Genomic DNA, 25,280 nt, shown 5'->3' with positions numbered 1-25,280 from the left:
TGGCGTTGATTTTTGGCACGCTGTTGAGTTCTCAAGGAACGGACGCTTCCTTTGTACTCACCCTCTCGGGCTTTCCTCCGGGCGCTTCCTTCGTTCTTGTGTCTCCGACTCTATCAGACTCTTTCGGGCCTGACTCCCAGTCAGCGGGGTTTGTCTTCCGGGCTGTTGGGCCCTTCCGACTCCCCAAACTCTAGTGGATTTCCCCGGCGATTCATAATCGACCTTCGGAAATGAATTCGGGCATGCCGAATTCGTTCCCAGTGGGAGATCTTGCAGAGTTGGGTGCCGCAACGAGGCGGCGGGATTCGTTGTCGCCTCAACCTTCCGGCCCAGGGACAACTCGAAGAACCTTACGGATCCGCGAAGACCGTGTCAACCCCGGAGGTCAGCTCGGCGACTGGAGGTCCTCGACGCGGTCCAGGAGGCGGGTGAGCATGTCGCCCAGCACCCCGCGCTCCGCCGTCGAGAGGTCCTGGAGGAGGTCCTCTTCGAAGACCGTGGCCGCGCGCATCGCGTCCAGCCACTTGCTGCGGCCCTCGTCCGTCAGCTCCACGATCACGCGGACCCGGTTGGACTCGTCCCGCTCGCGGGTGACCAGGCCCTCCGCCGTCATGCGGTCGATCCGGTGGGTCATCGCCGCCGGCGTGAGGCCCAGCTGCTTCGCCAGCTCGCTCGGGCCCATCCGGTACGGGGCTCCGGAGATGACGAGGGCCTTGAGGACCTCCCACTCCGCGTTGCTGATGCCCAGGGCCGCGGTCTGGCGCCCGTACGCGACGTTCATGCGGCGGTTCAGGCGGCTCAGTGCCGAGACGACCTTCTCGACCTGGGGGTCGAGGTCCTGGAACTCGCGCTGGTAGACGGCGATCTGCTCGTCGAGGCTCGGCTCGTGGACGGGCGCAGTGCCGTCGGGGGTGTCACCCATGGTTCGAAGTATCGCACGAGGCCGTTGGCATCTAACTCCTTCGATGTGTAGAGTTAAGGATCGAACTTTAGGTATGAAGTCTTCAGTCTTCAGCTATCAAGGCGGTGAGAAGTGACCAAGGTGATGGGCGCTGCGATGCGGCGGATCCAGGCCGGCAACGCGTTGACCGCGTTCGGCATCGGCTTCACGGTTCCGTTCCTCTACATCTATGTGGCGCAGGTGCGAGATCTGGGCTCCATGGCCGCCACGAGCGCGTTCGTGGCCTTCGCCCTGGGCGCTCTCGTCGCGCTGCCCCTCACCGGTCGGGTCATCGACCGCCGCGGTCCGGTCCCCGTCGTCATCGGCGCGGCCTTCGCGGCCTCGGTCGGCGCGGTATCGCTCGGGCTCTCCACGAGCATCGTGCCGATCCTGCTGTCCGCCCTGGCGCTCGGCGCCGGGCAGGCCGTCATGCAGCCGGCGCTGGCCACGATGATCGTGTGGTGCTCGACGCCGTCCACCCGGACCCGCGCCTTCGCCACCCAGTTCTTCATGCAGAACCTGGGCCTGGGCATCGGCGGCCTCATCGGCGGCCAGATCGTCGACGAGAGCCGTCCCGGCAGCTTCACCCTGCTGTTCGGCATCGAGGCCGTGATGTTCCTGGTGCTGGCGGGCGTCATCCTCACCGTGAAGATGCCGCAGGCGCCGGTCATCAAGGACGCCACGCCGAAGGACCCGACGCAGAGCGGCGGCGGCGGCTGGAAGCGGCTGCTGCGCCACCAGGCCATGGTCAAGCTGCTGCTCCTGGGCTTCGTGGTCTTCTTCGCCTGCTACGGACAGTTCGAGTCGGGTCTGGCCGCCTTCGGTACCGAGGCCGCCGGGATCTCCCCCTCCACCCTGGGCTTCGCGCTCGCCGCCAACACCGGGGCGATCGTGCTCGCGCAGTTCGTCGTACTGCGGCTCGTCGAGAAGCGCCGCCGGTCGCGTGTGATCGCGCTCGTCGGCCTGATCTGGACCGTGGCGTGGGTCATCGCCGGGTTCTCGGGGCTGGGCCACGGCAGCGCGATGGTGGCCGCCGCCGCGTTCGTCACCACGTACGGGCTCTTCGGCATCGGCGAGGCCATGCTGTCGCCGACGCTGGCTCCGCTGGTGGCCGACCTGGCGCCGGAGGGTTCCGTGGGCCAGTACAACTCGGCCTTCGCCCTGGTCAAGCAGATGGCCCTGGCGCTCGGGCCGCTCGGTGTCCCGCTGGGCGCGGGTGTGCCGATGCTCTACATCGGGACCTTCGTCGTGGTCTCGCTCGGGATCGCCTGGCTGGCGTTGCGCCTCGGCAAGCAGCTGACGCCGGAGCAGGACAACCCGTCGCTGAGCAGGGTCGTGGCGCAGGGCGGTCCGGTCGAGGTGGCGAAGGCCGCGGAGTCCGTGCCCGCGTAGGCGCTCGAACGGATGCGCATGCGGAAGGCCCCGGTCCGGTGGATCGGGGCCTTCCGCATGCCCTGCTCGTACGTCGGCTACTTGTCCGGGAGCGCGAACTCGCACCAGACGGCCTTGCCGCCGCCCGGGGTGCGCCTGGAGCCCCAGGACGAAGCGATGGTGGCGATGATCGAGATGCCGCGGCCGGTCTCGTCGGCCGGTTCCGCGCGGCGGCGGCGCGGGAGGTGGTCGTCCCCGTCGGTGACCTCGACGATCAGGCGGCGGTCGGTGCGGCGCAGCCGCAGGCGCATGGGCGGGGTGCCGTGCTGGAGGGAGTTCGCGACGAGTTCGCTCACGGCCAGCACGCCGAGGTCGCACAGCTCCACGGGGAAGCGCCAGGAGGTGAGGACCCCCTGGGCGAAGGCGCGGGCGCGCGGGGCGGCCTCGATGCCGCCGAGGAGTTCCAGGGCGGCGTTGTGGAAGAGCTCGGCATCGGCTCCGGTGCGGGCGGGCTGCTGGAGCACCATGACGGCGACGTCGTCGTCGTGGTCGGCATCGACGCCGAGGGCGCGCATCAGGCGGTCGCAGATGACGGCCGGGGTGCCCTGGGCGCCGGAGAGGGCGCGTTCCAGGGCGGCGACGCCTTCGTCGATGTCCTCGCCTCGGCGTTCGACCAGGCCGTCGGTATAGAGGACGGCGGTGGAGCCGGGGCCCAGGGCGATGGTGCCGGAAGTGTGGAGCCAGCCGCCGGTGCCGAGCGGGGGGCCGGTGGGGTCGGCGGCTCTGCGTACGGTGCCGTCCTCGTCGCGGACGAGGATCGGGAGGTGGCCGGCGGAGGCGTAGGCGAGCAGGCCCTCGTTGGGATCGTGGACGGCGTACACGCAGGTGGCGATCTGGCTGGCGTCGATCTCGGCGGCGAGGCCGTCGAGGAGCTGGAGCACCTCGTGCGGGGGCAGGTCGAGCCGGGCGTACGCGCGGACGGCGGTGCGGAGCTGGCCCATGACGGCGGCGGCACGCACGCCGCGGCCCATGACGTCGCCGATGACCAGGGCGGTGCGGCCGGCGCCGAGGGTGATGACGTCGTACCAGTCGCCGCCGACGGCGGCCTCGGTGCCGCCGGGCTGGTAGGTGGCGGCGATGCGCAGGTCGTCGGGCTGTTCCAGCTCCTGCGGGAGGAGGGAGCGCTGGAGGGTGACGGCGGCCTCGCGCTGGAGGCGCTCGCTGGCGCGGAGCCTGTCGGCCGCTTCGGCGTGGTCGGTGACGTCTGCGAGGTGGATCAGGACCCCGGTGTGGCGGGGGTCGGGGTCGCCCTCGGTGTCGGCCTTGGGGAAGTCCACCGGGGTGCAGGTGACGGTGTACGAGCTGCCGCCGCCGGGTGCGGTGCGGTTCTTGGCGGTACGGGGCTTGCCGCTGCGCTGGACCTGGTCGAGGAGCGGGAGCAGGCCCAGCTCGCCCAGCTCGGGCAGGGCCGTGCAGGCGGGGTCGCCGGAGGGGCGGGCGCCGAAGCCGGCGGTGTAGGCGTCGTTGACGTAGGCGACGCGGTGCTCGGGGCCGTGCACGAGGGCGACGAGGGCCGGGAGCCGGTCGAGCACCTCCCGTACGGAGAGCTCCTCGAGGGAGGGCACGGGGGTGAGCGCCGACGCGTCGGCTCCGGTGGCCGAACCGGTCCCGGAGACGGTGGGGTCGGCCGGGCCGCCGTCGGGCGCCGTCGCGGAATGACCGGCGGCGCCGCGGGCGGCCGGGACGGCGCCTTCACCCCGCTTGGCCTGGGCGGCGGCGTGTTCGGACCGGGCGGCGGCGCGGCGCTGCGTTCCGGGAAACCGGGCGCTCCAGCGCGTGAAGTTCACTGCGTTCAAGCCTCGTGGTGTCGCGTGTGGTGTCGCTCGGGGTCGCTGTCGCTGGTGCTGTCGCGTGTGGTGTCGCGTGTGTGTCGCTCAGGTGGTCGGTCGCCGGCGGGTGTCACTGAACGGCGTAACTCTGCGCAGGCGTGAGCCCACCTATGGTCACACGTCCAGTGTGTCCGACGGCACTGACGACTTCAGCCTTCGCCCTTCTTCGGGGGCTCCTTGTGCCCTTTGCCTGCGGCGAGTTCGAATTCTGCCCTGGGGTGTTCGAGGGAGCCTAGGGAGACGATCTCGCGTTTGAAGAGTCCCGAGAGAGTCCATTCGGCGAGGACGCGCATCTTGCGGTTGAAGGTGGGGACGCGGCTGAGGTGGTAGGCGCGGTGCATGAGCCAGGCCGGGTAGCCCTTGAGCTTGCGCCCGTAGATGTGGGCGACGCCCTTGTGGAGGCCGAGGGAGGCCACGGAGCCGGCGTACTTGTGGGCGTACTCGGTGAGGACCTCGTCGCGGAGGGCGGCGACGAGGTTGTCGGCGAGGGCCTTGGCCTGGCGGACGGCGTGTTGCGCGTTGGGGGCGCACGCAGTGCCCTCGGCGGCGGTGATGTCGGGGACGGCCGCGGCGTCGCCGGCCGCCCAGGCGTGCTCGACCCCCTCGACGGTGAGGAAGGCGGTGCAGGCGAGGCGGCCGCGGTCGGTCTTGGGCAGGTCGCTGGCGGCGAGGACCGGGTGGGGTTTGACGCCGGCGGTCCAGACGACGGTGCGGGTGGGGAAACGGGCGCCGTCGCTGAGGACGGCGACGCGGTTCTCGCAGGATTCGAGGCGGGTCTCCAGGCGCAGGTCGATGTTGCGGCGGCGCAGTTCGCGGATGGTGTAGACGCCCATTTCGGGGCCGACCTCGGGGAGGATCCGGTCACTTGCCTCGACCAGCACCCATTTCATGTCTTCGGGCTTGATGTTGTGGTAGTACCGCGCCGCGTATCTGGCCATGTCCTCCAGTTCACCGAGGGCTTCGACGCCCGCGTATCCGCCGCCGACGAAGACGAAGGTGAGGGCTGCGTCGCGGATGGCGGGGTCGCGGGTGGAGGAGGCGATGTCCATCTGTTCGATGACGTGGTTGCGCAGCCCGATGGCCTCTTCCACCGTCTTGAATCCGATGGCGTAGTCGGCGAGCCCCGGGATGGGGAGGGTGCGGGAGACGGAGCCGGGGGCGAGGACGAGCTCGTCGTACTCGACCTCGACGGCGCCGGTGCCCTCCTCCTCGGTGGCGAGGGTGGTGATGGTCGCGGTGCGCTTGGCGTGGTCGATGCTGCGGGCCTCGCCGATGACGATGCGGCACTTGTCGAGGACGCGGCGCAGCGGGACGACCACGTGGCGCGGGGAGATCGAGCCCGCGGCTGCTTCGGGGAGGAAGGGCTGGTACGTCATGTAGGGCTCGGGGGTGACCACCGTGACCTCGGCTTCTCCGGATCTCAGCTTTCGCTGGAGCCGGAGTGCCGTGTACATGCCTACGTAGCCGCCGCCGACGACGAGGATCCGCGTACGGGGCGGGGTACCGGGGGCCGCGCCCCGGGAGTTAGCAGCCTTCACCATCCCATGACGCAACGTGGCCGGGAGTTTGTCCACAGGCCCGACAAATTGTGTGACAGGAGAGGGTCCCTCGGCGGGGCTGTCCCGACTGCTTGGCGGAGGTAAGAGTGCGCAGGTCAGGCGGTACGGAGGGGGTGATTCCGGAGGCTTGGAACGGAAAAGTGGGGGTGAATGCTCCGATCGGGCGGTGGTCCGTCCGGGGCTGCCTCTTCTGAATTGACTCTGGCTCAACTATGTTCGTATCTCGTCGAGGAGTAGGACCAGGGCCCCATGACCGTGGCCCCCCTCGACACGAAGGCGGGGAGTGTCTCCGGGGGGAGACAAATGATTACCGGGGGAAACATATGCACATTTCCGATTTCCATGGTTCTGCGACCGCTCTGTCGGCTTCGGCCGAGGGCAGCCGCCTGATGACGGGCGCCACCACGCACGGCGTGGGCCGCTCCACGCCGCTGCGCGTCGACGCACAGCGCAACCTCGAACACGTCCTGCGCGCCGCCCGCGAGGTGTTCGGCGAACTGGGCTACGGGGCTCCGATGGAAGACGTGGCGCGGCGCGCGCGGGTCGGCGTCGGCACCGTCTACCGGCGGTTCCCGAGCAAGGACGTCCTGGTCCGGCGGATAGCCGAGGAGGAGACCTCCCGGCTGACCGAGCAGGCACGGACCGCCCTCGGTCAGGAGGAGGAGCCGTGGCAGGCGCTTTCGCGCTTCCTGCGCACCTCCGTCGCCTCCGGCGCCGGGCGGCTGCTGCCGCCGCAGGTGCTGCGGGTCGGCTCCGCGAGCGAGGACGGCGCCGAGGAGGCGGAGGCCGCACGGGTTCCGCACCAGCGGCAGGCCGTGCTGACCGGCGGGGCTCCTGAGCTGCGGGTCGTGGGTTCGCGGACCGCCGTCGAGGAGGACCCCGCGGACGACTCGGGCGCGGGTGCGCTGCTGGAGGTCGTCGGCCGGCTGGTGGACCGCGCCCGGGAGGCCGGTGAGCTGCGCGCCGACGTCACGGTGGCCGATGTGCTGCTGGTGATAGCGACGGCCGCTCCCGCACTGCCGGACCCGGCGCAGCAGGCGGCGGCTTCCGCCCGGCTGCTCGACATCCTGCTCGAGGGGCTGCGCTCCCGGACGGTGTGACGCTCCTGTCGTGGAAGCCCCCGCCGAGGTCCTGTTCACCGGGGCCGGCGGGGGTTGACGGGCCGCCTCGAAGGGCTGCCCGCTCCAACGGGTGAGGACCCGGCGCGGTATTGCTGCCGAACTGCCGGATTGTCCCCGGATGAGTGGATGGTGTGGAGACGGCTCCGTCATGCCTTCACCTTGTGACACGCTGGATCGGTGTACCGGTTGAGTGTTGTCGTGCGGGGGCTTCCGCGATGAGCGTTGACGGGCGGGAAGAGCCACGCGGTGGCGCCGGTGGCGAGACCGAGGCGGGCAGCCTGCCCGCACGGCAGGTACCGGCACAGCGCGAACCGCGCGGGCGGCACGCCGCCGGGGCGAGCGGTGAGCAGCCGCCGTCCGACGGGGATTTGATCGCCCGGATGCGCGGCGGCGACGACGGTGCGTACGAGGAGCTGTTCCGCCGGCACGCCGATTCCGTACGGCGCTACGCGCGCACCTGCTGCCGCGACGGGCACACGGCCGACGACCTGACCGCGGAGGTGTTCGCGCGGACCCTTCAGGCGGTACGGGGCGGGGCCGGTCCGGACCAGTCCGTGCGGGCCTATCTGCTCACCACCGTACGCAGGGTGGCCGCGACCTGGGCGAAGACCGCCCGGCGGGAGCATCTCGTCGAGGACTTCGCGGTGTTCGCGGAGCAGGCGGCGGTGGGCACCGAGAGCGGTGTCGGGCTGTCCGGGGACGACACCCTGGAACTGGGCGCCGATGTGCGGGCGATGCACGAGGCCGAGCAGTCGCTGGCCATGCAGGCCTTCCGGAGCCTGCCAGAACGCTGGCAGGCCGTGCTGTGGCACACCACCGTCGAGGAGTCCTCGCCGAGTGCGATCGCCCCGCTGTTCGGGCTGAGTGCCAACGCCACCGCCGTGCTGGCCTCCCGGGCCCGGGAGGGACTCAAGCAGGCCTATCTCCAGGCCCATGTGAGTTCCGCCCTGAGTTCGGGCGGGGACTGCGCGCGCTACGCGGACCGGCTGGGGGCCTATGCCCGCGGCGGACTGCGGATGCGGGCGGAGCGGGGGCTGCGCAAGCACTTGGAGGAGTGCGCGAAGTGCCGGCTCGCCGCCGGTGAGCTCAAGGACGTCAACGCGGGCATTCCCGCGCTGCTGCCGGTCGCGGTCATCGGGTGGTTCGCCGCCGGGTACGCGGCCAAGGCGGCCGGAGTGGTGGTCGGCGGGGTCGCCGCTGCCGGGGGTGCGGGTGCGGCGGCTGCCGCGGGCGGCTCCACCGCGGGGGCGGGTGCGGGTGTGGCGGGTGGTGCTGCCGGTGCCGGTGCCGCGGGTGGTACTGCGGGTGCCGGTGCGGCGGGTGGTACTGCGGGTGTCGGTGCGGCGGGTACTGGTGCCGCGGGTGCCGGGTCGGGTGCCGGGGGCGGGGGTGCGGCCGGGGGTGCTGTCCTCTCCGAGGGGCTCGGGCTGCCCGCCAAGGCCGCCATCGCCGCCGGGATCGCGGTGGCCGCGGCCGCCGGGGTGGTGTTCGCCCTCGCCGGGGACGACACCGAGCCACCGGCCCAGGCGAAGCCCGCGCCCAGTGTGGCAGCGCCGGTGCAGCCGGTACCGGAGCCTTCCGCCCCGGCGGAGCCGAGCGAGGCCGGGTACGCGCCGCCCGCGCGGGAATCCGTAGCGCCGCCGCGGCCGACGAAGGCCCCGGCCTCGCCCACACCCACCGCGTCGGGCACCTCGGCCGCCCCACGGCCGCCGAAGCCCTCGCCGAGCCGGGAGCGGCCTTCGCCGAGCCCGACTCCGACGCCGTCCCCCTCGCAGTCGGCGCCCAAGCCGCCGCAGGGGTTCCAGCTCGCGCGGCTGGGCCACTCGGCCTTCGGGGACCACACCGGCCCGGAACTCCAGACCTGGCGCAGCAGCTGGGTCTGGCAGCGCTGGGGGCTGGAGATCGACGACCGGCGGTACGGGCAGGGAATCACCGTGAACTCCCGTTCCTCGGTGGAGATCACCCTCAACCGGCAGTGCACGGCCTTCTCGGCGCGGGCCGGGGTGGACGGCCTGTCGCTGTTCACCGACGGCACGGTGCGGTTCTCGGTCTACGCCGACGGGCAGCGGCTGTGGCAGTCCCGCGCACTCGGGTACGACGACCCGGCCGCGGCCGTGGAGGTGTCACTGGCCGGGCGCAAGACGCTGCGGCTGGTGGTGGAGCAGGCCGGGCAGGGCAGTCTGCCGACGCTGGCGAGCTGGGCGGACGCCCTGATCAGCTGCCGTTGAGCAGGGCGGCCACCTCGGCCGGAGCGAGTACGGCGCCCGCCGCTTCCTCCCGGGCGTAGCCGACCGCGCCGAGTGCGGCGCGCAGCCGGTCCGGGAGTTCGCTCAGGAAGGTCCTCTCCGGGACCGAGCGGGGATGGGCCACGCGCCAGGCGGTGGCTGCCGCGAAGGCCCGTAGGGACTCGGCTGGACGTTCGACGCGGTCCAGCAGTACGGCCGCGGTCTCGGCGAGCGCGGCCAGGACGCGCTCGGCGCAGTGCGCGGTGACGGCCCGGTCCAGGGCCGGACCGACCAGGGCCAGACCGGCCGCGGGGCCCTGCTCACCGGCGACGAGGAGGGCGTCGACGTTGTCGAGACCAGCGGTGAACTGCGGGGGCACGGTGATCTTCCCGGCCTCGGTACGGGCCCGCTCGCACTCGGTGCGGGCCACGTCGAGCCGCCCCTGGAAAAGGGCGATCATCGAGGCGAGCAGCCGCCCGTACGCGCGGACGTCGTAGACCCCGCCGTGGCACTCGGCCTCGGCGTCCGCCTCGGCCAGCAGCTTCTCGGACGTGGCGAAGTCCCCGGCGCAGAAGGCCGTCTCGGCGATGCGGGCGAGGGCGAAGGGCGTCTCGATGTGGGCCCCGACCTCCCGGGCCAGGCGCAGGCACTCCTCGTACTCGGTACGGGCGAGGTCGTACTGGCCGCGCGAGATGGCGAACTCGCCGGCTGCGCTCGCGACCTGGGCGCGGGTCCAGCGGTCGCCGACGCGGGCGGCGATCTCGTGCAGCTCGGCGAGGTCGGCGTCGGCGGTCGCCAGGCCGCCGGTGATGTCGATGGCGATGTGGGTGCGGAGCATCAGGGTGACGCCCAGTTCCCAGTCGCTGCCGTAGCGGCGACAGTTCTCGACGGACTCGTCGAGGTGGGCGTGGAAGTCGACGCTGTCGCCGGTGAGGTACGTCGCCATCGGCCAGAGCATGCCCGGGAAGCGGACGCTCTCCGGCGAACCGGGGCGGAAGGCCGCCGTGATGCGGGCGGCGAGGGCGATGTGCTCGGGGGTGCGCAGGTCCTCGGCGGCGCGGCTCTCGGCGAGCAGGAAGACGTGGAGGATCTGCAGGCGCATGAAGGGCCAGTACCGCGGTGATCCCTCGGGCGGGTCGGACGGTGTCGCGGCGAGGACGAGGGCGGTCCATTCGGCGCCCTCGTTGCGGTAGTTGCGCAGCCACCAGAACCAGCCGAGGGCGAAGACGAGGCGCTGGGCGGCCTCCGGGTCCGGGTCGGTGAGCGAGGTTTCGAGGGCCGCGCGGAGGTTGTCGAGCTCGGTCTCGACGCGCCGGATCCAGGGCAGCTGCTCGGCGGAGCGCATCCGGGGCTCCGCCTCCTCGGCGAGGTCGAGGTAGTGGGCGGCGTGCCGGTGGGCGGTGGCGCGGGCGTCCGCCTCGTCGGCGGTGGCGCGTTCGGTGGCGTACTCGTGGATGGTCTCCAGCATGCGGTAGCGCATGCCGGTGCCTTCGGGCCCGGGTTCGGGTTCGGGTTCGGGTTCGGCCAGGACCAGGGACTTGTCGACGAGGGAGCCGAGGACGTCGGCCACGTGCCAGGCCTCCGGGCCGTCGTCGCGGACCGCTTCGGCGCAGACGGCCTCGGCGGCGGCCAGGTCGCAGCCGCCGGCGAAGACGGACAGCCGGCGCAGGACGGTGCGTTCGGGCGCGTCCAGCAGGTCCCAGGACCAGTCGACGACCGCCCGCAACGTCTGCTGGCGCGGCAGCAGCGTACGAGAGGTACGCGCACCCGTGGTCAGCAGCCGGAAGCGGTCATCGAGCCGGTCGGCGATCTGCCGCGGGGTGAGCAGCCGCAGCCTCGCCGCCGCCAACTCGATCGCGAGCGGCAGCCCGTCGAGGCGGGCGCAGATCTCGGCTACGGCCTCCGGGTCCTCGGCGGGCGTGAAGCCGGGGCGGGCGGCGGCGCCCCGGTCGGCGAAGAGGCGTTGCGCGGGGTCGGGCGGCAGCGGTTCGAGGGGGCGGACGTTCTCGCCGGGGACGCCGAGGGGTTCGCGGCTGGTGGCCAGGATCCGTACGCCTGGGCAGTGCGTGAGGAGGCGTTCGGCGAGCTCGGCGGCGGCGTCGATGACGTGCTCGCAGTTGTCGAGCAGCAGCAGGAGGCGGCGATGCGCACAGTGCTCGACGAGGAGGGCCGTCGGGTCGTCGGCGGCGCCCTTCTCGCGCTCGCGGGCGACGAGGGAGCTCTCGCGCAGGCCGAGGGCGCTGAGGACGGCGCCGGGTACGGCGGCGGGGTGGTCGAGGCGGGCGAGTTCGACGAGCCAGCCGGGTTCGGGGTGGTCGGCGGCGGCGTGCTCGGCGAGACGGGTCTTACCGGAACCGCCGGGGCCGGTGAGGGTGATGAGGCGCAGGCCGGCCAGGTCGGCGTGGAGGGCGTCGAGTTCGGGCTCGCGGCCGACGAAGGAGGTGAGGCGGGGGCGGAGGTTGCCGGTGCGCTCGGGTGGGGTCGGGGCCGGTGGCTGGGCCGGGGCCGGGGCTCGGAGGAGTTCCGCGTGCAGGGCGCTGAGTTCGGGGCCGGGGTCGGCGCCGAGGCCTTCGGCGAGGGTGCGGCGGGTGCGGTCGTACGCGGCGAGCGCGTCGGCCGCGCGGCCGGCCGCGCGCAGGGTGCGGAGCTGCTGGGCGCGCAGGGGTTCGTCGTACGGGTGCGCGTGGATCAGCGCCTCGATCTCCGGCAGGAGCGTCGCCGGGGCTACGGAGCCGCTGCGCAGGTCGGCCTCGATCCGGTCCCGGAGCGCGGCCGTGCGCAGCGCCTCGGGGGCGGCGGCGTGTGCGGTGCGGGCGGGTTCGGGCAGGTCGGCGAGGGCCGGGCCGCGCCAGAGGGCGAGGGCGGCGGCCAAGGTGCGGGCGGCGGTGGCGGGGCCGGGGCCGGCCGGGTCGGCGGTGGCCAGTTCGCGGGCGCCTTGGCGGGCGAGCCGGGTGAAGCGGTGGAGGTCGACCTCGTCCCGGTCGGCGGCCAGCCGGTAGCCGCCGGCGGGGTCGGCGTGGACGGTGTCCCGGCCGCCGAGGGCGCGGCGGAGCCGGGCGACGAGGGCCTGGAGCGCGGCGGGGGCGTCCTGGGGCGGGTCGTCGCCCCAGACCTCGTCGACCAGATCGGCGACGGGCGCGGCCGCCGGGCCGCCTGCGCGCAGGGCGAGGGCGGCGAGCAGCGCCCGAAGGCGCGCGCCGCCGACGGGAAGGAGCGCGCCGGTCTCGCTACGGGCTTGGGTGACGCCGAGGATCAGATACCGCACTGCCCAATACTGCCTTGCCCCCACCACCCGAGGCGCGCCTTTTCCACCGGCCCCCGCCGCGAGACGGCCCGGGCCCGGCACCGGGCAAGCGCACCGGGCCCGACGCGCAGGGCAGGCCGGCGGCCCGGCCCAGCGGACCGACCAAGCACGCCGGACGCGCCGGCCAACTGGGGCGAGCGGCGCGCGCCGGGGGGGGCAGTGGGCCGGGTCCGGCGGCGCCGGACGGGTCGGCGAACCGAGCCCGGGGACGCCCCGGCGCCGCCGGCCGGCCGACGTGCTCAGACGCAGGACGCGTCAGCCGACCCAGCCCGGAGGCGCAGGGCGAGCCGCCTCAGCGGGTCCAAGGACGCTGAACAGGCCCGGGGCACTGGACGCGCCAGCCCAGCGGCACAGGGCGAGCGAGCCGGCTGGTGCCAGCAGCGCCGGGTGGACCAGCCGACCCAGCCCGGGGACGCGGAGCGAGCCGGCCGGCGAATCCAAAGACGCTGGACAGGCCAGCCGAGCGGTCCCAGGGGCACCGGACGAACCAGCCGCCCGAGCCGGCGACGCCGGGTGGGTCAACCGACCGACCTGGCAGCGCCGGACGAGCCGGCCCGGCAGCGCAAGGCGAGCGAGCTGACTGGTGGCAGCAGCGCCGGACGGGTCAGGGCAGGCGGGGCAAGCGGGCGGGCGGGGCAGTGGACCGGGGCCAGCTCCGCCCGGGCGGAGCTGGCCGGCCGACGTACTCAGACGCAGGACGCGTCAGCCGACCCAGCCCGGAGGCGCAGGGGTGGCCCGGCGCGGCAGCGCAGCGCAGCGCAGGCCAGGCGGGCAACGCGGGCGGGGCAGGCGGGCGGACCGGGCCGGGCGGACCGGGGCGGGCGCGCGAGCGGGCAGGCCAGGCGGGCGGGCGGGCCCGGCGGCCAGGGCGGGCGGACCAGGCGGGCTCACGGGCGGGCGGGCCCGGCGGCGGACCAAGCCGGAGCGCGGGGCAGGGCGGCCCGGGTGGGTGGGGTTAGTGGACTGGGTTTTGGGGGGCTGGGTGGAGGGCTTGGGGGGTGGTGGTGCCCAGGGGGGAGAGGGGGGCGTCGGCGGGGAGGGCGCGGCGGCGGGGGGTGGAGGTGCCGGTCCAGCAGGTGCCGCGCCGGGCCAGGAGGCGGCCGAGCCACAGTTCCATCGAGACGAGTTCGGCGAGGCCGTCCAGCGGGACGGGGCGGCCCTCGGCCGCGTCCAACAGGGCCTGTTGGACGACCCGGGCGTCGATCAGGCCGGCGTCGGCCAGCAGCGGGGCCGCGAAGAGCGAGAGCAGCTCCTGCAGGGCGGCGCGCAGGCCCAGCCGGGTCGCGGTCTCGTTCGGGGCGTGGGCGGTGGCGCCCCAGCCGGTGGGGAATTCGCGGACCCCGGCCGAGGAGAGCACGGTGCGCAGGATGGCCGCGCGCGCGCCGGGCTGGACGCGCAGGGACTCGGGGAGGGCGCGGGCGGCCCGTACGACCTGGTTGTCGAGGAACGGGGCGTGCAGGCGCTGGCTCCGTACCTCCACCGCCTGCTCGAAGACCCGGTGGTCCGCCGCGTGCCGGGCGAGCAGCGCGCGGGCCCGGGCCTCTCCGGGGCGCAGCGAGAGCGGGGGCCGGCCGGCGGCGGCCGTGAGCCGGATCGATACTTCCGCCAGGGCTTCGCCGGTCAGCCAGCCCGCGGCCGGGCCCGGGCGGGACCAGGTGAGGGCGGCGAGGGAGGCGTCCACCGGACCGGAGGGTCCCCCGTTGACCCCGCCCGCGCGGAGCCGGGCCGCGGCGGCTTCCATGCCCGCGCGGTACGGCGTACGGGCAAGTCGGCGGGCGGCGGAGTACACGGTCAGCGGGACCAGCAGGGACTCACCGGACGCGGAGGCCGAGCGGGCCAACGCCGCGACCGGGCGCAGCAGGTGGCGCCGGCGGCGGTCCAGGAGGAGGTCGGCCATGCGGGCCGGGTGCGCGTCGAGGACCTGGCGGGCGCCGTGTCCGGTGAAGTGGTCGGCGGAGCCGGCGGCCAGCCGGCGGCGGTCGCGGGCGGCGAAGACGAGCGAGGGGCCGGGCTCGTCGGTGAGCGGGCCGTCGAGTTCCGCGTACGGGAGGGCTTCCTCGGCGGCGGCCACGACGACGTGGTGGAGGCGGGGGTCGGCGGCGATGACTCTCGCCCGTTCGAGCTCGTCCTCACGCCCCTGCGGGGTGGCGAGGTCGTTGAAGGTGACGGCGAGGAGCCGGGATCCGGAACCGGCCCCGCCCGATCCCAGCAGGGTGCCCGGCGCTCCGGGCAGTCCGGCGGCCAGCAGCGCGAGGGTGGCGGAGGCGCTGCCTCCGGAGAGGTCGGCGCCGACCCCGGGGACGGGTGCGGGGGCGCCCCGGGCCGCACGCCGGTCGGCGGGGCCCATTCCCGGTACGGGGCCCGGGTCGTAGGGCAGTGTGTCGGGAGCATGCCGGGGCGCCGTGAGCCGGGCGCGCACCGCGTCCACCAAAGCTTCGCGTACGCCCTCCACCGCGCGCTCGGGGTCGGTCACGGGCGCGGCCACCGCAAGGGAGGCGACCGCCTCGTACCCGGTGATCTCGCGCGAGCCCTCGCGCAGGATCAGCGCGTGGCCGGGCGGGATGCGGCGGACGCCGACGTACGGTGTGCCGTCGCCCAGTGCCTCCGGGCTGTCGGGGCAGGCCAGCAGGGCGGCGAGATGGCCGATGTCGAGCTGCGCCTCGATGAGGTCGGCGAGCGGGAGGGCGGCGGTGGCGTACGCCGTGCCGCTCGCCCAGGGGGTGTAGAAGACGGGTCGCGCGCCGGCGAGGTCGCCGAGGACGGTGATCCGGCGCCCGGCCTGGACGACGGCGGTGTAGCTGCCGGACCACTGGGTGAGGTGGCGCAGCGCGCCGCCGCGGGCGGCGTAGAGGGCGCGGCGCAGTTCGGCGTCGGTGGCGCCGCAGCAGCCGAGGACGGCGAGCCGGGTGAAGGGGTCGGCGGGGTCGGCGGTGAGGGTGCGGATCTCGTCCGGGCGCCAGTCGCCGACGGCCCAGAGGGGGTCGGGGTCTCCCCAGAGGAGTTGGGCGCCGACGGGGACGACGGTGCGTTCGGCGTCCTGGGCAGCGGGGTCGTCGGCGTGGTCGGCGTCGGCGATGCCGCCGCGCAGCGGTCCTCCGGGGTCCCCGTATCCGGGACCGTAGCCGGAGCTGTGGCCGTAGCCGGAGCCGTATCCGCCCTGGCCGGAGCCGTGGCCGGAGCCGTGGCCGGAGCCGTTGCTGAAGCTCTGGCCCGAGCCTTGGGCGCCGACGCGCCCGGCCGTGCCGAAGCTCGCGGCGATACTGCTCCACCCCACCAACCAGCGCACCGCCGCCTCCCCAGCCTGTGGGCAAATGACCGGGGCAACGGACGGCACGGACGACGCGGTCAGCGCTGTGGGCGCGGCCGGCGGGACCCCGGGTGGCTCGGGGTCCATGCTGCCACGAGACAGGCGTGCGAGAGTGGTTAAGGGGGGCGCACATGCAAACGAACACGCCCCGGGCACGCGGTATTTGGCGTTCCGTGCCCCCCGCCCCATAGGTCGGTTTCGGCCATTCTTCGGCCGTACTGAGGGCCCCTGGGCCCAGGCTTCGCGGGCGCGGCCCGGGAGACGGGATCCGCCCCCCGGACCGTTCCGCCACCCGCGGGGATTGAGGCAGCGGCATCCCCCGGCCCGCCGGATCCACGCAGCGGGCCGACCCACGCACCGCACATCGAATCGCCGCGCCCCGGGAGCGGCCAGAGCGCACGGCCGGGCGCACGGCCACACGGACGGAGCACGGGCTGACACGTGCGCCCCGGGCCCGGGGCGCACGCGGACTGTGCATACGGACAACAATCCCGCCATACGGACTTCAGGGCCTTAACGCTTGGGAGGCGGGGAACTACGCTGGGTTTACGAAATGCCGGGCGCCTATGCCCCGGCGGCGTCTGCGTTCCGCGTGTGACGAGGGGTGGCGCATGTCCAGGGAGCTCCGCGAGCCCAATGAGAAGCTCGGCGCCGTCCTCGCCCTTGCGGGCATCAGCAACGCCGGGCTGGCCCGCCGGGTCAACGACCTCGGCGCACAGCGCGGTCTGACGCTTCGGTACGACAAGACCTCGGTCGCCCGGTGGGTTTCGAAGGGGATGGTGCCGCAGGGCGCCGCCCCGCACCTGATCGCCGCCGCGATCGGCGCGAAGCTCGGCCGGCCCGTGCCGCTGCACGAGATCGGCCTCGCGGACGCGGACCCCGCGCCCGAGGTCGGGCTGGCCTTCCCGCGCGACGTGGGCGCGGCCGTTCGCTCGGCGACCGACCTCTACCGGCTCGACCTCGCCGGCCGCCGCGGCGGTGGCGGGATCTGGCAGTCGCTCGCAGGATCCTTCGCGGTGTCGGCGTACGCGACGCCGGCCTCGCGCTGGCTGATATCTCCCGCGGACGGGTCGGTCGCGCGGGAACCGGCACGCCCGGCGCAGGGCGCGGGCGTCCAGGGCACGGGCGGCCAGGGCACGGGTCTTCAGGGCACCGGCGGCCAGGGCGCGGGCCGTCAGGGCACGGCTGGTCGGGGTCAGGGCCGCGAGACCGTGGCGTCGCGCGACTCGGCGTCGGTTCCCGTACCGACGTCGGTGCCGGTGCCGGGGGCGGCCCCCGGGACCCCGCCGGGAGGCCTTCCGGCGCCGCCGTCCACGGTTGTGCCCGCACAGCCTTCGGGTGAAACTCCGCACGCGCCGCCCCCCGCACCCACCGCGCTCTCCGACGCTTCGCCGCAGCGCGTCGGCCACAGCGACGTGACCAAACTGCGCGAGGCCGCCGAGGACGCGCGCCGCTGGGACTCCAAGTACGGCGGCGGGGACTGGCGTTCCTCGATGGTTCCGGAGTGCCTGCGGGTGGACGCGGCGCCGCTGCTGCTCGGCCACTACACCGACGAGGTGGGCCGCGCGCTGTTCGGGGCGACCGCCGAACTGACCCGGCTGGCCGGGTGGATGGCCTTCGACACCGGCCAGCAGGAAGCGGCCCAGCGCTATTACATCCAGGCGCTGCGCCTGGCCCGTGCGGCCGCCGACGTACCGCTCGGCGGATACGTGCTGGCCTCGATGTCCCTGCAGGCGACCTACCGGGACTTCCCGGACGAGGGCGTGGACCTCGCCCAGGCCGCCGTCGAGCGCAACCGGGGCCTGGCCACCGCCCGGACCATGAGCTTCTTCCGCCTCGTCGAGGCCCGGGCGCACGCCAAGGCGGGCGATTCCGCGGCCGCCGGGGCCGCGCTGCGGGCGTCGGAGGGCTGGCTGGAGCGGGCGCGCGAGGGCGATCCGGATCCGACCTGGCTGGGCTTCTACTCGTACGACCGCTTCGCGGCGGACGCCGCGGAGTGCTATCGGGACCTCAAACTCCCGCGGCAGGTGCGCCGCTTCACCGAGCAGGCGCTCTCGCGGCCGACGGAGGAGTACGTGCGCTCGCACGGGCTGCGGCTGGTGGTGAGCGCGGTGGCCGAGCTGGAGTCCGGCAACCTCGACGCGGCCTGCGCGGCCGGGACGAGGGCGGTGGAGGTCGCGGGGCGGATCACGTCGGCGCGCACGACGGAGTACGTACGGGACCTGCTGCACCGGCTGGAGCCGTACGGGGACGAGCCGCGCGTCGCGGAGCTGCGCGAGCGGGCCCGGCCGTTGCTGGTGGCTCCGGCGTAGGGCAGCTGGTCTTCCGGGGGCCTCGTGGCCGCGTTGTCGGTGGCGGGGTGCAGTATTCAGGGGTGGGAGGTGTCAACGTGGGCGGCGTGGGCAGCGTGAGCGGCGTGGACTGCGATGTGCTGGTGATCGGCGGGGGGATCGTCGGGTTGTCGACGGCGCATGCCCTGTCGCGGCTGGCTCCGGGCACCCGGGTGGTGGTCCTGGAGAAGGAGGCCGGCCCCGCCCGGCACCAGACGGGACGCAACAGCGGGGTGATCCACAGCGGGATCTACTACCGCCCCGGGTCCCTGAAGGCGCGCTTCGCGGTGAGCGGCGCGGCCGAGATGGTCAAGTTCTGCGCGGAGCACGGCATCGCGCACGAGGTGACGGGCAAGCTCATCGTCGCCACCGAGCGCGACGAGCTGCCGCGGCTGCACGCCCTGGTCCAGCGCGGCCGGGAGAACGGCATTCCGGTGCGCGAGCTCGGCCCGGCGCAGATCTCGGAGTACGAGCCCGAGGTGCGCGGCCTGGCCGGGATCCATGTCGCCACCACCGGGATCGTGGACTACGGCAAGGTGGCGGCCCGGCTGGCGGAGGCCTCGGGCGCGGAGATCGTCTACGGCGGCGCGGTCGACCTGATCTCGCGCCGCCCCTCCGCCGTCGCGGTGCGCACCACGTCCGGGCTGGTGGTCCGGGCCCGGGCCCTGGTGAACTGCGCCGGGCTCCAGTGCGACCGGATCGCCCGGCTGGCCGGAGACGACCCCGGGATGCGGATCATTCCCTTCCGGGGCGAGTACTACGACCTCACCCGGCCCGAGCTGGTCCGGGGCCTGGTCTACCCGGTGCCGGACCCGGCGTTCCCCTTCCTCGGCGTCCACCTGACCCGCGGCATCGCGGGCGGCGTCCATGTCGGTCCGAACGCGGTGCCGGCGCTGGCCCGCGAGGGGTACGGCTGGGGCACGGTCCGCCCGCGGGACGTGGCGTCCGAGCTGGCCTGGCCGGGCTCCTGGCGGATGGCCGGGCGCCACTGGCGGTACGGAGCGGGAGAGATCCGCCGTTCCCTGTCGAAGCAGGCCTTCACCCAGGCGGTGCGGCGGCTGCTGCCCGCGGTGACCTCGGCGGACCTGGTGCCGGCGACCGCGGGGGTGCGGGCGCAGGCGGTGCTGCGGGACGGCACCCTGGTGGACGACTTCCTGATCCGGGACGCGCCGCGGACGGTGCACGTCCTGAACGCCCCCTCGCCCGCGGCGACCGCGTCCCTGCCCATCGGCCGCGAGATCGCCCGCCGCGCGCTCGCCACGCTGCGCTCGGCCTGACCCCGGCCCCGCCGACGGCGCGCCGCGGCCGCCCTGCCGCGCCCTGGCGCGCCCGTCCGCGCGGCCGGGGGCGGGGTGGGGACGTAGAATCCGGGCATTGTGTCTGAGTCTCTGAACCCCCAGCCCAGCGCCCCGGAAGCCGAGCCGGAGGCGAACGGCGCCCCGGAAACCGCGCCGGAGGCGAACGCGTACGTACCCCCGAAGTGGCGGACCGAGCCCCGGTTCCCCGACGGGCCCGCGCCCGACCCGGCCGGCTCGCACCACGAGCGGCGGATCCGGAGCTTCCAGCCCCGGCGCAGCCGGGTGACCACCGGCCAGGGCGAAGCCCTCAAGCGGCTGTGGGGCACCTGGGGCCTCGACATCGACGGGCACGAGGTCATCGACCTGAAGAAGCTCTTCGACGGCCTGCCGGTCGTCCTGGAGATCGGCTTCGGGATGGGCGAGGCCACCGCGCAGATGGCGGCCGCCGACCCGTCGACGGGGATCCTGGCCGCCGATGTGCACACCCCGGGCCAGGGCAACCTCCTCGCCCTCGCCGAGCGGGGCGGTCTCGAAAACGTCCGCGTCGCCAACGGTGACGCGATCATCCTGCTCCGCGAGATGCTGCCGCCCGATTCGCTCGCCGGGCTGCGCGTGTACTTCCCCGACCCCTGGCCCAAGGCCCGCCACCACAAGCGGCGCCTGATCCAGCCCGAGTTCCTGGCGCTGGCCGCGACCCGCATGGCTCCGGGGGCCATCCTGCACTGTGCGACCGACTGGGAGCCGTACGCCGAGCAGATGCTCGAAGTACTCACCGCTCAGCCGGAGTTCGAGAACACCCAGGCGGACGGCGGCTACGCGCCGCGTCCCGACTTCCGGCCGCTGACGCGCTTCGAGGGCCAGGGGCTGGACAAGGGGCACGTCGTACACGACTTGCTCTTCCGCCGAGTGGAGAACTGACAACGTCACTCCGCGTGTCAGACCGGCTCGGTAGAGTCATGACGTGTTCCGAGCGCTCCCCCGTGTGCTCGCACGCCCGTCGGGCACGGTCCGTACGTGCGTGCTCGTCGCCCTGCTCGCCGCGTCCGGCGTGGCCATCCTCGAACTCGTGCGGGAGCAGACCGGCACCGCCGGTTTCCTCGTCGGCCTCGGCCTGGCCCTGCTGCCGGTGGTGCCGCTCATGGCGGCCTTCCGGTGGCTGGGCCGGGCCGCGCCGCACCCGTGGGCGCAGTTGTTGTTCTGCTTCGGATGGGGCGCCTGCGCCGCCGCGTTGATCGCCATACTGGCCAACAACTTCGCCACCCAGTGGATAGCCGCGGCCACCGCCGATCCTTCGGACGCCGACCAGCTCGGCTCGGTGGCGATCGCGCCGGTGGTCGAGGAGACCGCCAAGGCGGCTGCCCTGCTGCTGGTGTTCGTGTTCCGAAGACGCCAGTTCACCGGCCCCGCCGACGGTTTCGTGGTGGCCGGCTTCACCGCCGCCGGCTTCGCCTTCACCGAGAACATCCTCTACCTGGGCAACGCCTTCGGCGAGGACCTCGCCGAAGGCACCGGCGCGCTGGACTCGCTGACGGCGGCGACCTTCTTCGTACGGGCGGTGATGTCGCCGTTCGCGCACCCGCTGTTCACCGTGCTCACCGGGCTCGGCTTCGGCGCGGCCGCGCTCGCCGCCGGCCGGGTGCGGCGCATCGGCCTGCCGCTGCTCGGCCTGGTCGGGGCCATGGGGCTGCACGCGTTGTGGAACAGCTCCTCGGACTTCGGGGAGCACGGTTTCTACGTGGTCTACGGCTGCGTGATGGTCCCGCTGTTCGGGGCGCTGGTGTGGCTGGCGGTGCGGATAAGGCGCCGGCGGCTACGGGCGGTCGCCGGGGAGCTCGCGGTGTACGCGGCCGCCGGCTGGCTGGGGCCCGCCGAGGTGCCGGCGCTGGTGTCGATGCCGGCCCGGTCGCTGGCCCGCGCCCTGGCCCGGCGCAGCGGCGGCCGGGCGGCCGGGAAGGCGGTCCGGCGCTACGAGGCGGACGCCGCGGCCCTGGCGTTGCTACGGCACCGGGCGCGCCTCGGCGGTCCGGCCCGCGAGCCGGACTTCGCCGGGTGGGAGCGGGAGTTGCTGCGCCGGCTGTGGCTGCGCCGCGCGACGGCGGGGCCCGCGCTCGCCCGGGCGGCCGTCATGGAGGAGCTGCTCCCGCCCTGGTTCGACCCCCTGGAGCGGGCGCACTGGGGCGCGCCGTCCCGCGTACCGGGTCCCAGGAGGCACTCGGGGCGTGCGCCGGCAGTGGCCGGGCACACGTCAGACGGTCAGGCCCTTTGACCTCAGCCAGGCCAGCGGGTCGACGGTCGAGCCGCCCTTGCGGACTTCGAGGTGGAGGTGGGGGCCGGTGACGTTGCCGGTGGCTCCGACGCGGCCGATGGTCTCGCCGGTGGTGACCGAGCCGCCGGTCACCGACATCGAGGAGAGGTGGCAGTACCAGACCTCGGTGCCGTCCTCGAGTTCCAGCACGATCCGGTAGCCGTACGCGCCGGACCAGCCGGCCGAGGTGATCTTGCCGCTGCCGACGGCCTTGACGGGGGTGCCGGTCGGGGCGGCGAAGTCGAGGCCCGTGTGGTGGCCGGAGGACCACATGGAGCCGGCGTCCCCGTAGTGCGAGGTGAGGGTGTAGGCGGAGGTGGGCAGGGCGTAGCTGCCGGCCAGTGCGGCGAGGCGCTCCTGCTCGGCCTTGGCCTCGGCGGCCTCCTGGGCGGCCTTGGCCTCCTGTGCGGCCTTCTCGGCGGCTGCGGCGGCCACGGCCTCGGCCTCCTTGCGGGCGGCCTCCTGCTTGTCCTTCGCCTCCTTGGCGGCGGCCTCCTGCGCGGCGCGCTCGGCCTCGGCCTGCTCCTGGGCCGCGGCGGCGTCCTGCTGGGACTCGGCCTGCTGGAGGATGCGGCTGCGCAGGAGTTCGCCCGGGTCGGCCCGCCGGTCGGACTGCTGCGGGAAGATCCCGGCCTTCGCCGCGCCCGCGTCCGCACCGGCGCTCGCGTTCGTGTGCTCGCCGTCGGCCTGCTGGGCCCGGTCGTCGGAGAGCGCGTCGGGCATCAGGTCGGGCAGCGAGGGCAGGGATATCGCGACCTGGGGCCGGTCCTGGGCCGTGGCGATGCCGCTGGCTCCGACCGCCGCGATGACGCCGACGCCGAGCACGGTGGAGGAGCGGGCCAGTCCGCCGCGCTGCTTGAGCACCCGGTGCTTGCCGCGGACCGGGCGGGCCGAGTCCTCGGTGGGGTTCCACTCGCCCCAGGCACCGGCGGTGGGCGGCTCCTGGATCTCGATGCCTTCAGGGGCAGGCAAGTTGGAGGCCACCGGGGCACACTCCTCATTGACGCGCACGCGCACGGCGCCGTCTCTTGCGACGGCTGGGACAACCGCGCTGCGTTATCGAAAGGTAATAGACGAAGGGGAGTGATTCCAAGCAGTTGCGATTGATCGTTCACATCAATCGGCCACTCCCCGAGTAGCTCTGGCCAGGACTTTTACTAATATCCAGGGACCAACTCGGGCAAAAATTGGCCGACTCACACACCTCTCCAGCCACGCAGGCATATTGACGGTCCGTCAGCCACCTTGCGGAGAGCGCCTCATCGACTACGCTCCGTCGTCCTTCGGTACGACGGGCACCGTCCGCCGCCGCTCCGGCTGGCCCTCCCCCGGCCGGCCGACCGCGAGCAGCGCCATGTCGTCCGTCGCCCCGCCGCCCGTGTGCCGCCGCACGTCGCTGCCGAGGGCGCCGAGCAGCTCCTGCGGACCGGGGAAGACCCGGCCGCGCAGCCTGGCCTCCGGGTCGTAGAACTCCCCCGCGCCGTCCCGGGCCTCCGTGAGCCCGTCCGTGTACAGCAGCAGCGTCGCCCCCGCCGGAAAGGCCCACTCCTGCGCCCGGTCCGGCCGGCCGTCCAGCTCGCCCAGGCCGAGCGGCAGCGCCGGCTCCGCCGGGACCAGCACCGCGAGGCCGCCGTCCGCGTACAGCAGCAGGGGCTCGGGGTGCCCCCGGTTGACCAGCCTCAGCACGTCCGCGCCCGGTGGGATCTCCCCGAGCACGCACGTCGTGAACCCCTCCACCGCGTCCAGGCTGCCCCGCCGGGTCCCCTCGCGGGCCAGCGCCCGCTCCAGCCGCTGCGCCACGCCCTCCAGCGTCGGCTCGCTCTCCGCCGCCTCCCGGAAGGCCCCGAGCACCACGGCGACGGCCTCGACCGCCCCGAGCCCCTTGCCCCGCACGTCACCCACCGCCAGGCGCACCCCGTACGGGCCGTCCTGGACGGCGTACAGGTCGCCGCCGATGAACGCGTCCGCCTGCGCGGCCTCGTACCGGGCGGCGACGTGCAGGCCCGCGATGCGTTCGGCGGGCGTCGGCAGCACGGCGCGCTGGGCGGCCTCGGCGATCCCGCGGGCGGAGGCGAGCTGCTCGCCGCTGCGGCGCACGACCCGGTTGATCAGGAGGGCCAGCGCGGAGACGGTCAGGACGGTGGCCAGCTCCGTCAGGGACTCCACCTTCCAGGTGGTGCCGTTGTAGGCGTGCAGCAGGACCACCGCGAGCGTGGCCGCCACCCCGGTCCGCAGGGTCGCGCGGAGCGTGAACAGCGGGGCGGCGATCAGCGGGGCCGCGGTGAAGAAGGGAGAGCCCGTGAAACTGGGCGGGGTCAGCACGTCGAAAGCGAAGCCGAGCACGATCAGCAGGCCCGGGAGCACCCGGACCACCCGCCGGGCCACACGACTGCCGGCCCCACCGCCGTCGGCCGCGCGCTCGCCCTCGGCTGCGCGCTCGCCCTCGGCCGCGCGCTCGCCGTTGCCGCCGCTTCCCTGCCGGCCCTGCCCCGCCACGCTGGCCTCCTGCCGCCGGGTCCGCCCCTCAAGGCTGGCCGCAGGAGCGGGGGTACGGCCACCCGGCCCGGCCCGTTCGAGTGACGGGCCGTCGGACGGCGGGGACATACGACGAAGGCCCGGCTCCCCAAGGGGAACCGGGCCTTCGTACTGAGTAGCGGGGGCAGGATTTGAACCTACGACCTCTGGGTTATGAGCCCAGCGAGCTACCGAGCTGCTCCACCCCGCGTCGGTAAACCCAACTCTAGCCCATCCAGGGGGAGGCCTTCGCCAATTAACGCCCCCACCACCCTCGGAAACGACATAAGGCCAGGTCAGAGCCAGTACACGAGCTCCGAAACGCAGCCGCGCACTGCCGCTCGCACCCTCCGGGAGCGATCCGGCCGCGCGTTCGCGCGGGAGAACGTCGCGCGGCCCCACCCGGCATGGGTGGCCGACCAGTTGAGGCGGCGCCGAGCACGGAAGGCTGCCGGGGCCGCCGCGAGGCTGGGCCCGCATCAGGCCACCGGACGCCCCGGGCACAGCAAAGCGCCCCACCCGGCCGAAACCGGGTGGGGCGCTGAGGCGCAGGTCAGAGGAAGGTTCCTCCGCCTCGCGAGCTGTAGGCCATGTCGGACTCGAACCGACAACCAACGGATTAAAAGTCCGCTGCTCTGCCAATTGAGCTAATGGCCCTCCACGTGCTCACGACAGAGCATAGCCGGACCGCGCCGGTCAGCCGATCGGGTATCCGGCTGACCCGCCGTGTCATCGCCGCAAAGCGACAGGGCCCGTACGACACGGTGTGTCGTACGGGCCCTGTCAGGCACTCAACTCAGCGGCTGCGATCAGCCGTTGCGCTTCCAGCGCGGCTTGTCGTCGCGGCGGCCGCCGAAGGAACCGGTGGAACCGGAGCCGGAGGGGCGGTTGTCGTCGCGGCGGCCGTACGGGCGGTCACCGCCGCCGGAGCGGAAGCCACCGGAGGGACGGTCGCCGCCGGAGCGGAAGCCACCCGACGGGCGGTCGTCGCGGCGGAAGCCGCCACGGTCGCCACCACGGTCATCGCGGTTGAAGCCACCGGAGGGACGGTCGCCGCCGGAGCGGAAGCCGCCCGACGGGCGGTCGTCGCGGCGGAAGCCGCCACGGTCGCCACCAC

14 protein-coding genes, 2 tRNA genes and 1 pseudogene are annotated in these 25,280 nt (G+C 74.1%); 7 read left to right on the top strand and 10 right to left on the bottom strand.

Features of this window, described 5'->3' with window-relative positions:
- Nucleotides 1-385: 385 nt before the first annotated feature.
- Nucleotides 386-922, bottom strand: a complete 537-nt coding sequence (locus ACZ7GJ_RS20095) for a MarR family winged helix-turn-helix transcriptional regulator (RefSeq protein WP_030292304.1) — start codon at nucleotides 920-922, stop codon at nucleotides 386-388.
- A 123-nt stretch (nucleotides 923-1,045) separates the two neighbouring features.
- Here ACZ7GJ_RS20095 and ACZ7GJ_RS20090 point away from each other — a divergent pair, with 123 nt between their 5' ends.
- Nucleotides 1,046-2,332, top strand: a complete 1,287-nt coding sequence (locus ACZ7GJ_RS20090; RefSeq protein ID WP_470753370.1) for an MFS transporter — start codon at nucleotides 1,046-1,048, stop codon at nucleotides 2,330-2,332.
- Between the two features lie 77 nt (nucleotides 2,333-2,409).
- On the opposite strand, the gene ACZ7GJ_RS20085 is transcribed toward ACZ7GJ_RS20090, so the two are convergent.
- On the bottom strand, nucleotides 2,410-4,158 hold the full coding sequence (locus ACZ7GJ_RS20085; RefSeq protein ID WP_470753368.1) for an ATP-binding SpoIIE family protein phosphatase: 1,749 nt from the start codon (nucleotides 4,156-4,158) through the stop codon (nucleotides 2,410-2,412).
- 191 nt (nucleotides 4,159-4,349) lie between these two features.
- The gene (locus tag ACZ7GJ_RS20080; RefSeq protein ID WP_470753356.1) at nucleotides 4,350-5,741 is read right to left on the bottom strand and encodes an NAD(P)/FAD-dependent oxidoreductase; all 1,392 of its coding nucleotides are present in this window, start codon (nucleotides 5,739-5,741) and stop codon (nucleotides 4,350-4,352) included.
- A gap of 341 nt (nucleotides 5,742-6,082) precedes the next feature.
- On the opposite strand from ACZ7GJ_RS20080, the gene ACZ7GJ_RS20075 reads away from it, so the two are divergent.
- Both ACZ7GJ_RS20075 and ACZ7GJ_RS20070 read left to right on the top strand, forming a co-directional pair.
- Nucleotides 6,083-6,859, top strand: a complete 777-nt coding sequence (locus tag ACZ7GJ_RS20075) for a TetR/AcrR family transcriptional regulator (protein WP_470753355.1) — start codon at nucleotides 6,083-6,085, stop codon at nucleotides 6,857-6,859.
- A 236-nt stretch (nucleotides 6,860-7,095) separates the two neighbouring features.
- A complete protein-coding gene (locus ACZ7GJ_RS20070; RefSeq protein ID WP_470753353.1) occupies nucleotides 7,096-9,108 on the top strand; it encodes a sigma-70 family RNA polymerase sigma factor in 2,013 nt (670 codons plus the stop codon).
- On the opposite strand, the gene ACZ7GJ_RS20065 is transcribed toward ACZ7GJ_RS20070, so the two are convergent.
- Both ACZ7GJ_RS20065 and ACZ7GJ_RS20060 read right to left on the bottom strand, forming a co-directional pair.
- Nucleotides 9,095-12,370 (bottom strand): ATP-binding protein, encoded by a 3,276-nt coding sequence (locus tag ACZ7GJ_RS20065; RefSeq protein WP_470753352.1) that lies wholly within the window; start codon nucleotides 12,368-12,370, stop codon nucleotides 9,095-9,097. The two genes, ACZ7GJ_RS20070 and ACZ7GJ_RS20065, sit on opposite strands and share 14 nt — an antisense overlap.
- Nucleotides 12,371-13,364: 994 nt before the next feature.
- On the bottom strand, nucleotides 13,365-15,695 hold the full coding sequence (locus tag ACZ7GJ_RS20060) for an asparagine synthase-related protein (protein ID WP_470753351.1): 2,331 nt from the start codon (nucleotides 15,693-15,695) through the stop codon (nucleotides 13,365-13,367).
- 632 nt (nucleotides 15,696-16,327) lie between these two features.
- Between ACZ7GJ_RS20060 and ACZ7GJ_RS20055 the strand changes: the two genes are divergently transcribed.
- The 4 genes from ACZ7GJ_RS20055 (at nucleotide 16,328) to ACZ7GJ_RS20040 (ending at nucleotide 21,610) form a co-directional block, all read left to right on the top strand.
- Nucleotides 16,328-18,028 carry a sporulation protein gene (locus tag ACZ7GJ_RS20055; protein WP_470753350.1) on the top strand — a complete coding sequence of 567 codons (1,701 nt, stop codon included), beginning with the start codon at nucleotides 16,328-16,330 and terminating at the stop codon, nucleotides 18,026-18,028.
- Between the two features lie 47 nt (nucleotides 18,029-18,075).
- The gene (lhgO, locus tag ACZ7GJ_RS20050; protein WP_470753349.1) at nucleotides 18,076-19,323 is read left to right on the top strand and encodes an L-2-hydroxyglutarate oxidase; all 1,248 of its coding nucleotides are present in this window, start codon (nucleotides 18,076-18,078) and stop codon (nucleotides 19,321-19,323) included.
- Between the two features lie 99 nt (nucleotides 19,324-19,422).
- Complete coding sequence (gene trmB / locus ACZ7GJ_RS20045) at nucleotides 19,423-20,262, top strand: tRNA (guanosine(46)-N7)-methyltransferase TrmB (RefSeq protein ID WP_470753348.1); 840 nt, start codon at nucleotides 19,423-19,425, stop codon at nucleotides 20,260-20,262.
- 43 nt (nucleotides 20,263-20,305) lie between these two features.
- Complete coding sequence (locus ACZ7GJ_RS20040; protein WP_470753346.1) at nucleotides 20,306-21,610, top strand: PrsW family intramembrane metalloprotease; 1,305 nt, start codon at nucleotides 20,306-20,308, stop codon at nucleotides 21,608-21,610.
- Here ACZ7GJ_RS20040 and ACZ7GJ_RS20035 read toward each other — a convergent pair.
- From ACZ7GJ_RS20035 to ACZ7GJ_RS20015, 5 genes and pseudogenes are all read right to left on the bottom strand, one after another.
- Nucleotides 21,590-22,633: a M23 family metallopeptidase gene (locus ACZ7GJ_RS20035; RefSeq protein ID WP_470753344.1), complete on the bottom strand. Its 1,044-nt coding sequence runs from the start codon at nucleotides 22,631-22,633 to the stop codon at nucleotides 21,590-21,592. The two genes, ACZ7GJ_RS20040 and ACZ7GJ_RS20035, sit on opposite strands and share 21 nt — an antisense overlap.
- A gap of 282 nt (nucleotides 22,634-22,915) precedes the next feature.
- Nucleotides 22,916-24,145 carry a PP2C family protein-serine/threonine phosphatase gene (locus ACZ7GJ_RS20030; RefSeq protein WP_470753342.1) on the bottom strand — a complete coding sequence of 410 codons (1,230 nt, stop codon included), beginning with the start codon at nucleotides 24,143-24,145 and terminating at the stop codon, nucleotides 22,916-22,918.
- A gap of 155 nt (nucleotides 24,146-24,300) precedes the next feature.
- A tRNA-Met gene (locus ACZ7GJ_RS20025) sits at nucleotides 24,301-24,374 on the bottom strand.
- A gap of 373 nt (nucleotides 24,375-24,747) precedes the next feature.
- Nucleotides 24,748-24,820: transfer RNA gene (locus ACZ7GJ_RS20020), tRNA-Lys, on the bottom strand.
- 152 nt (nucleotides 24,821-24,972) lie between these two features.
- Nucleotides 24,973-25,280: pseudogene (locus ACZ7GJ_RS20015) on the bottom strand (DEAD/DEAH box helicase); the annotation flags it as partial.

Source organism: Streptomyces sp. NPDC037242 (genome assembly GCF_055604165.1).
The sequence above is the reverse complement of the archived record's forward strand: the minus strand, read 5'-3'. Positions and strand labels throughout refer to the sequence as shown.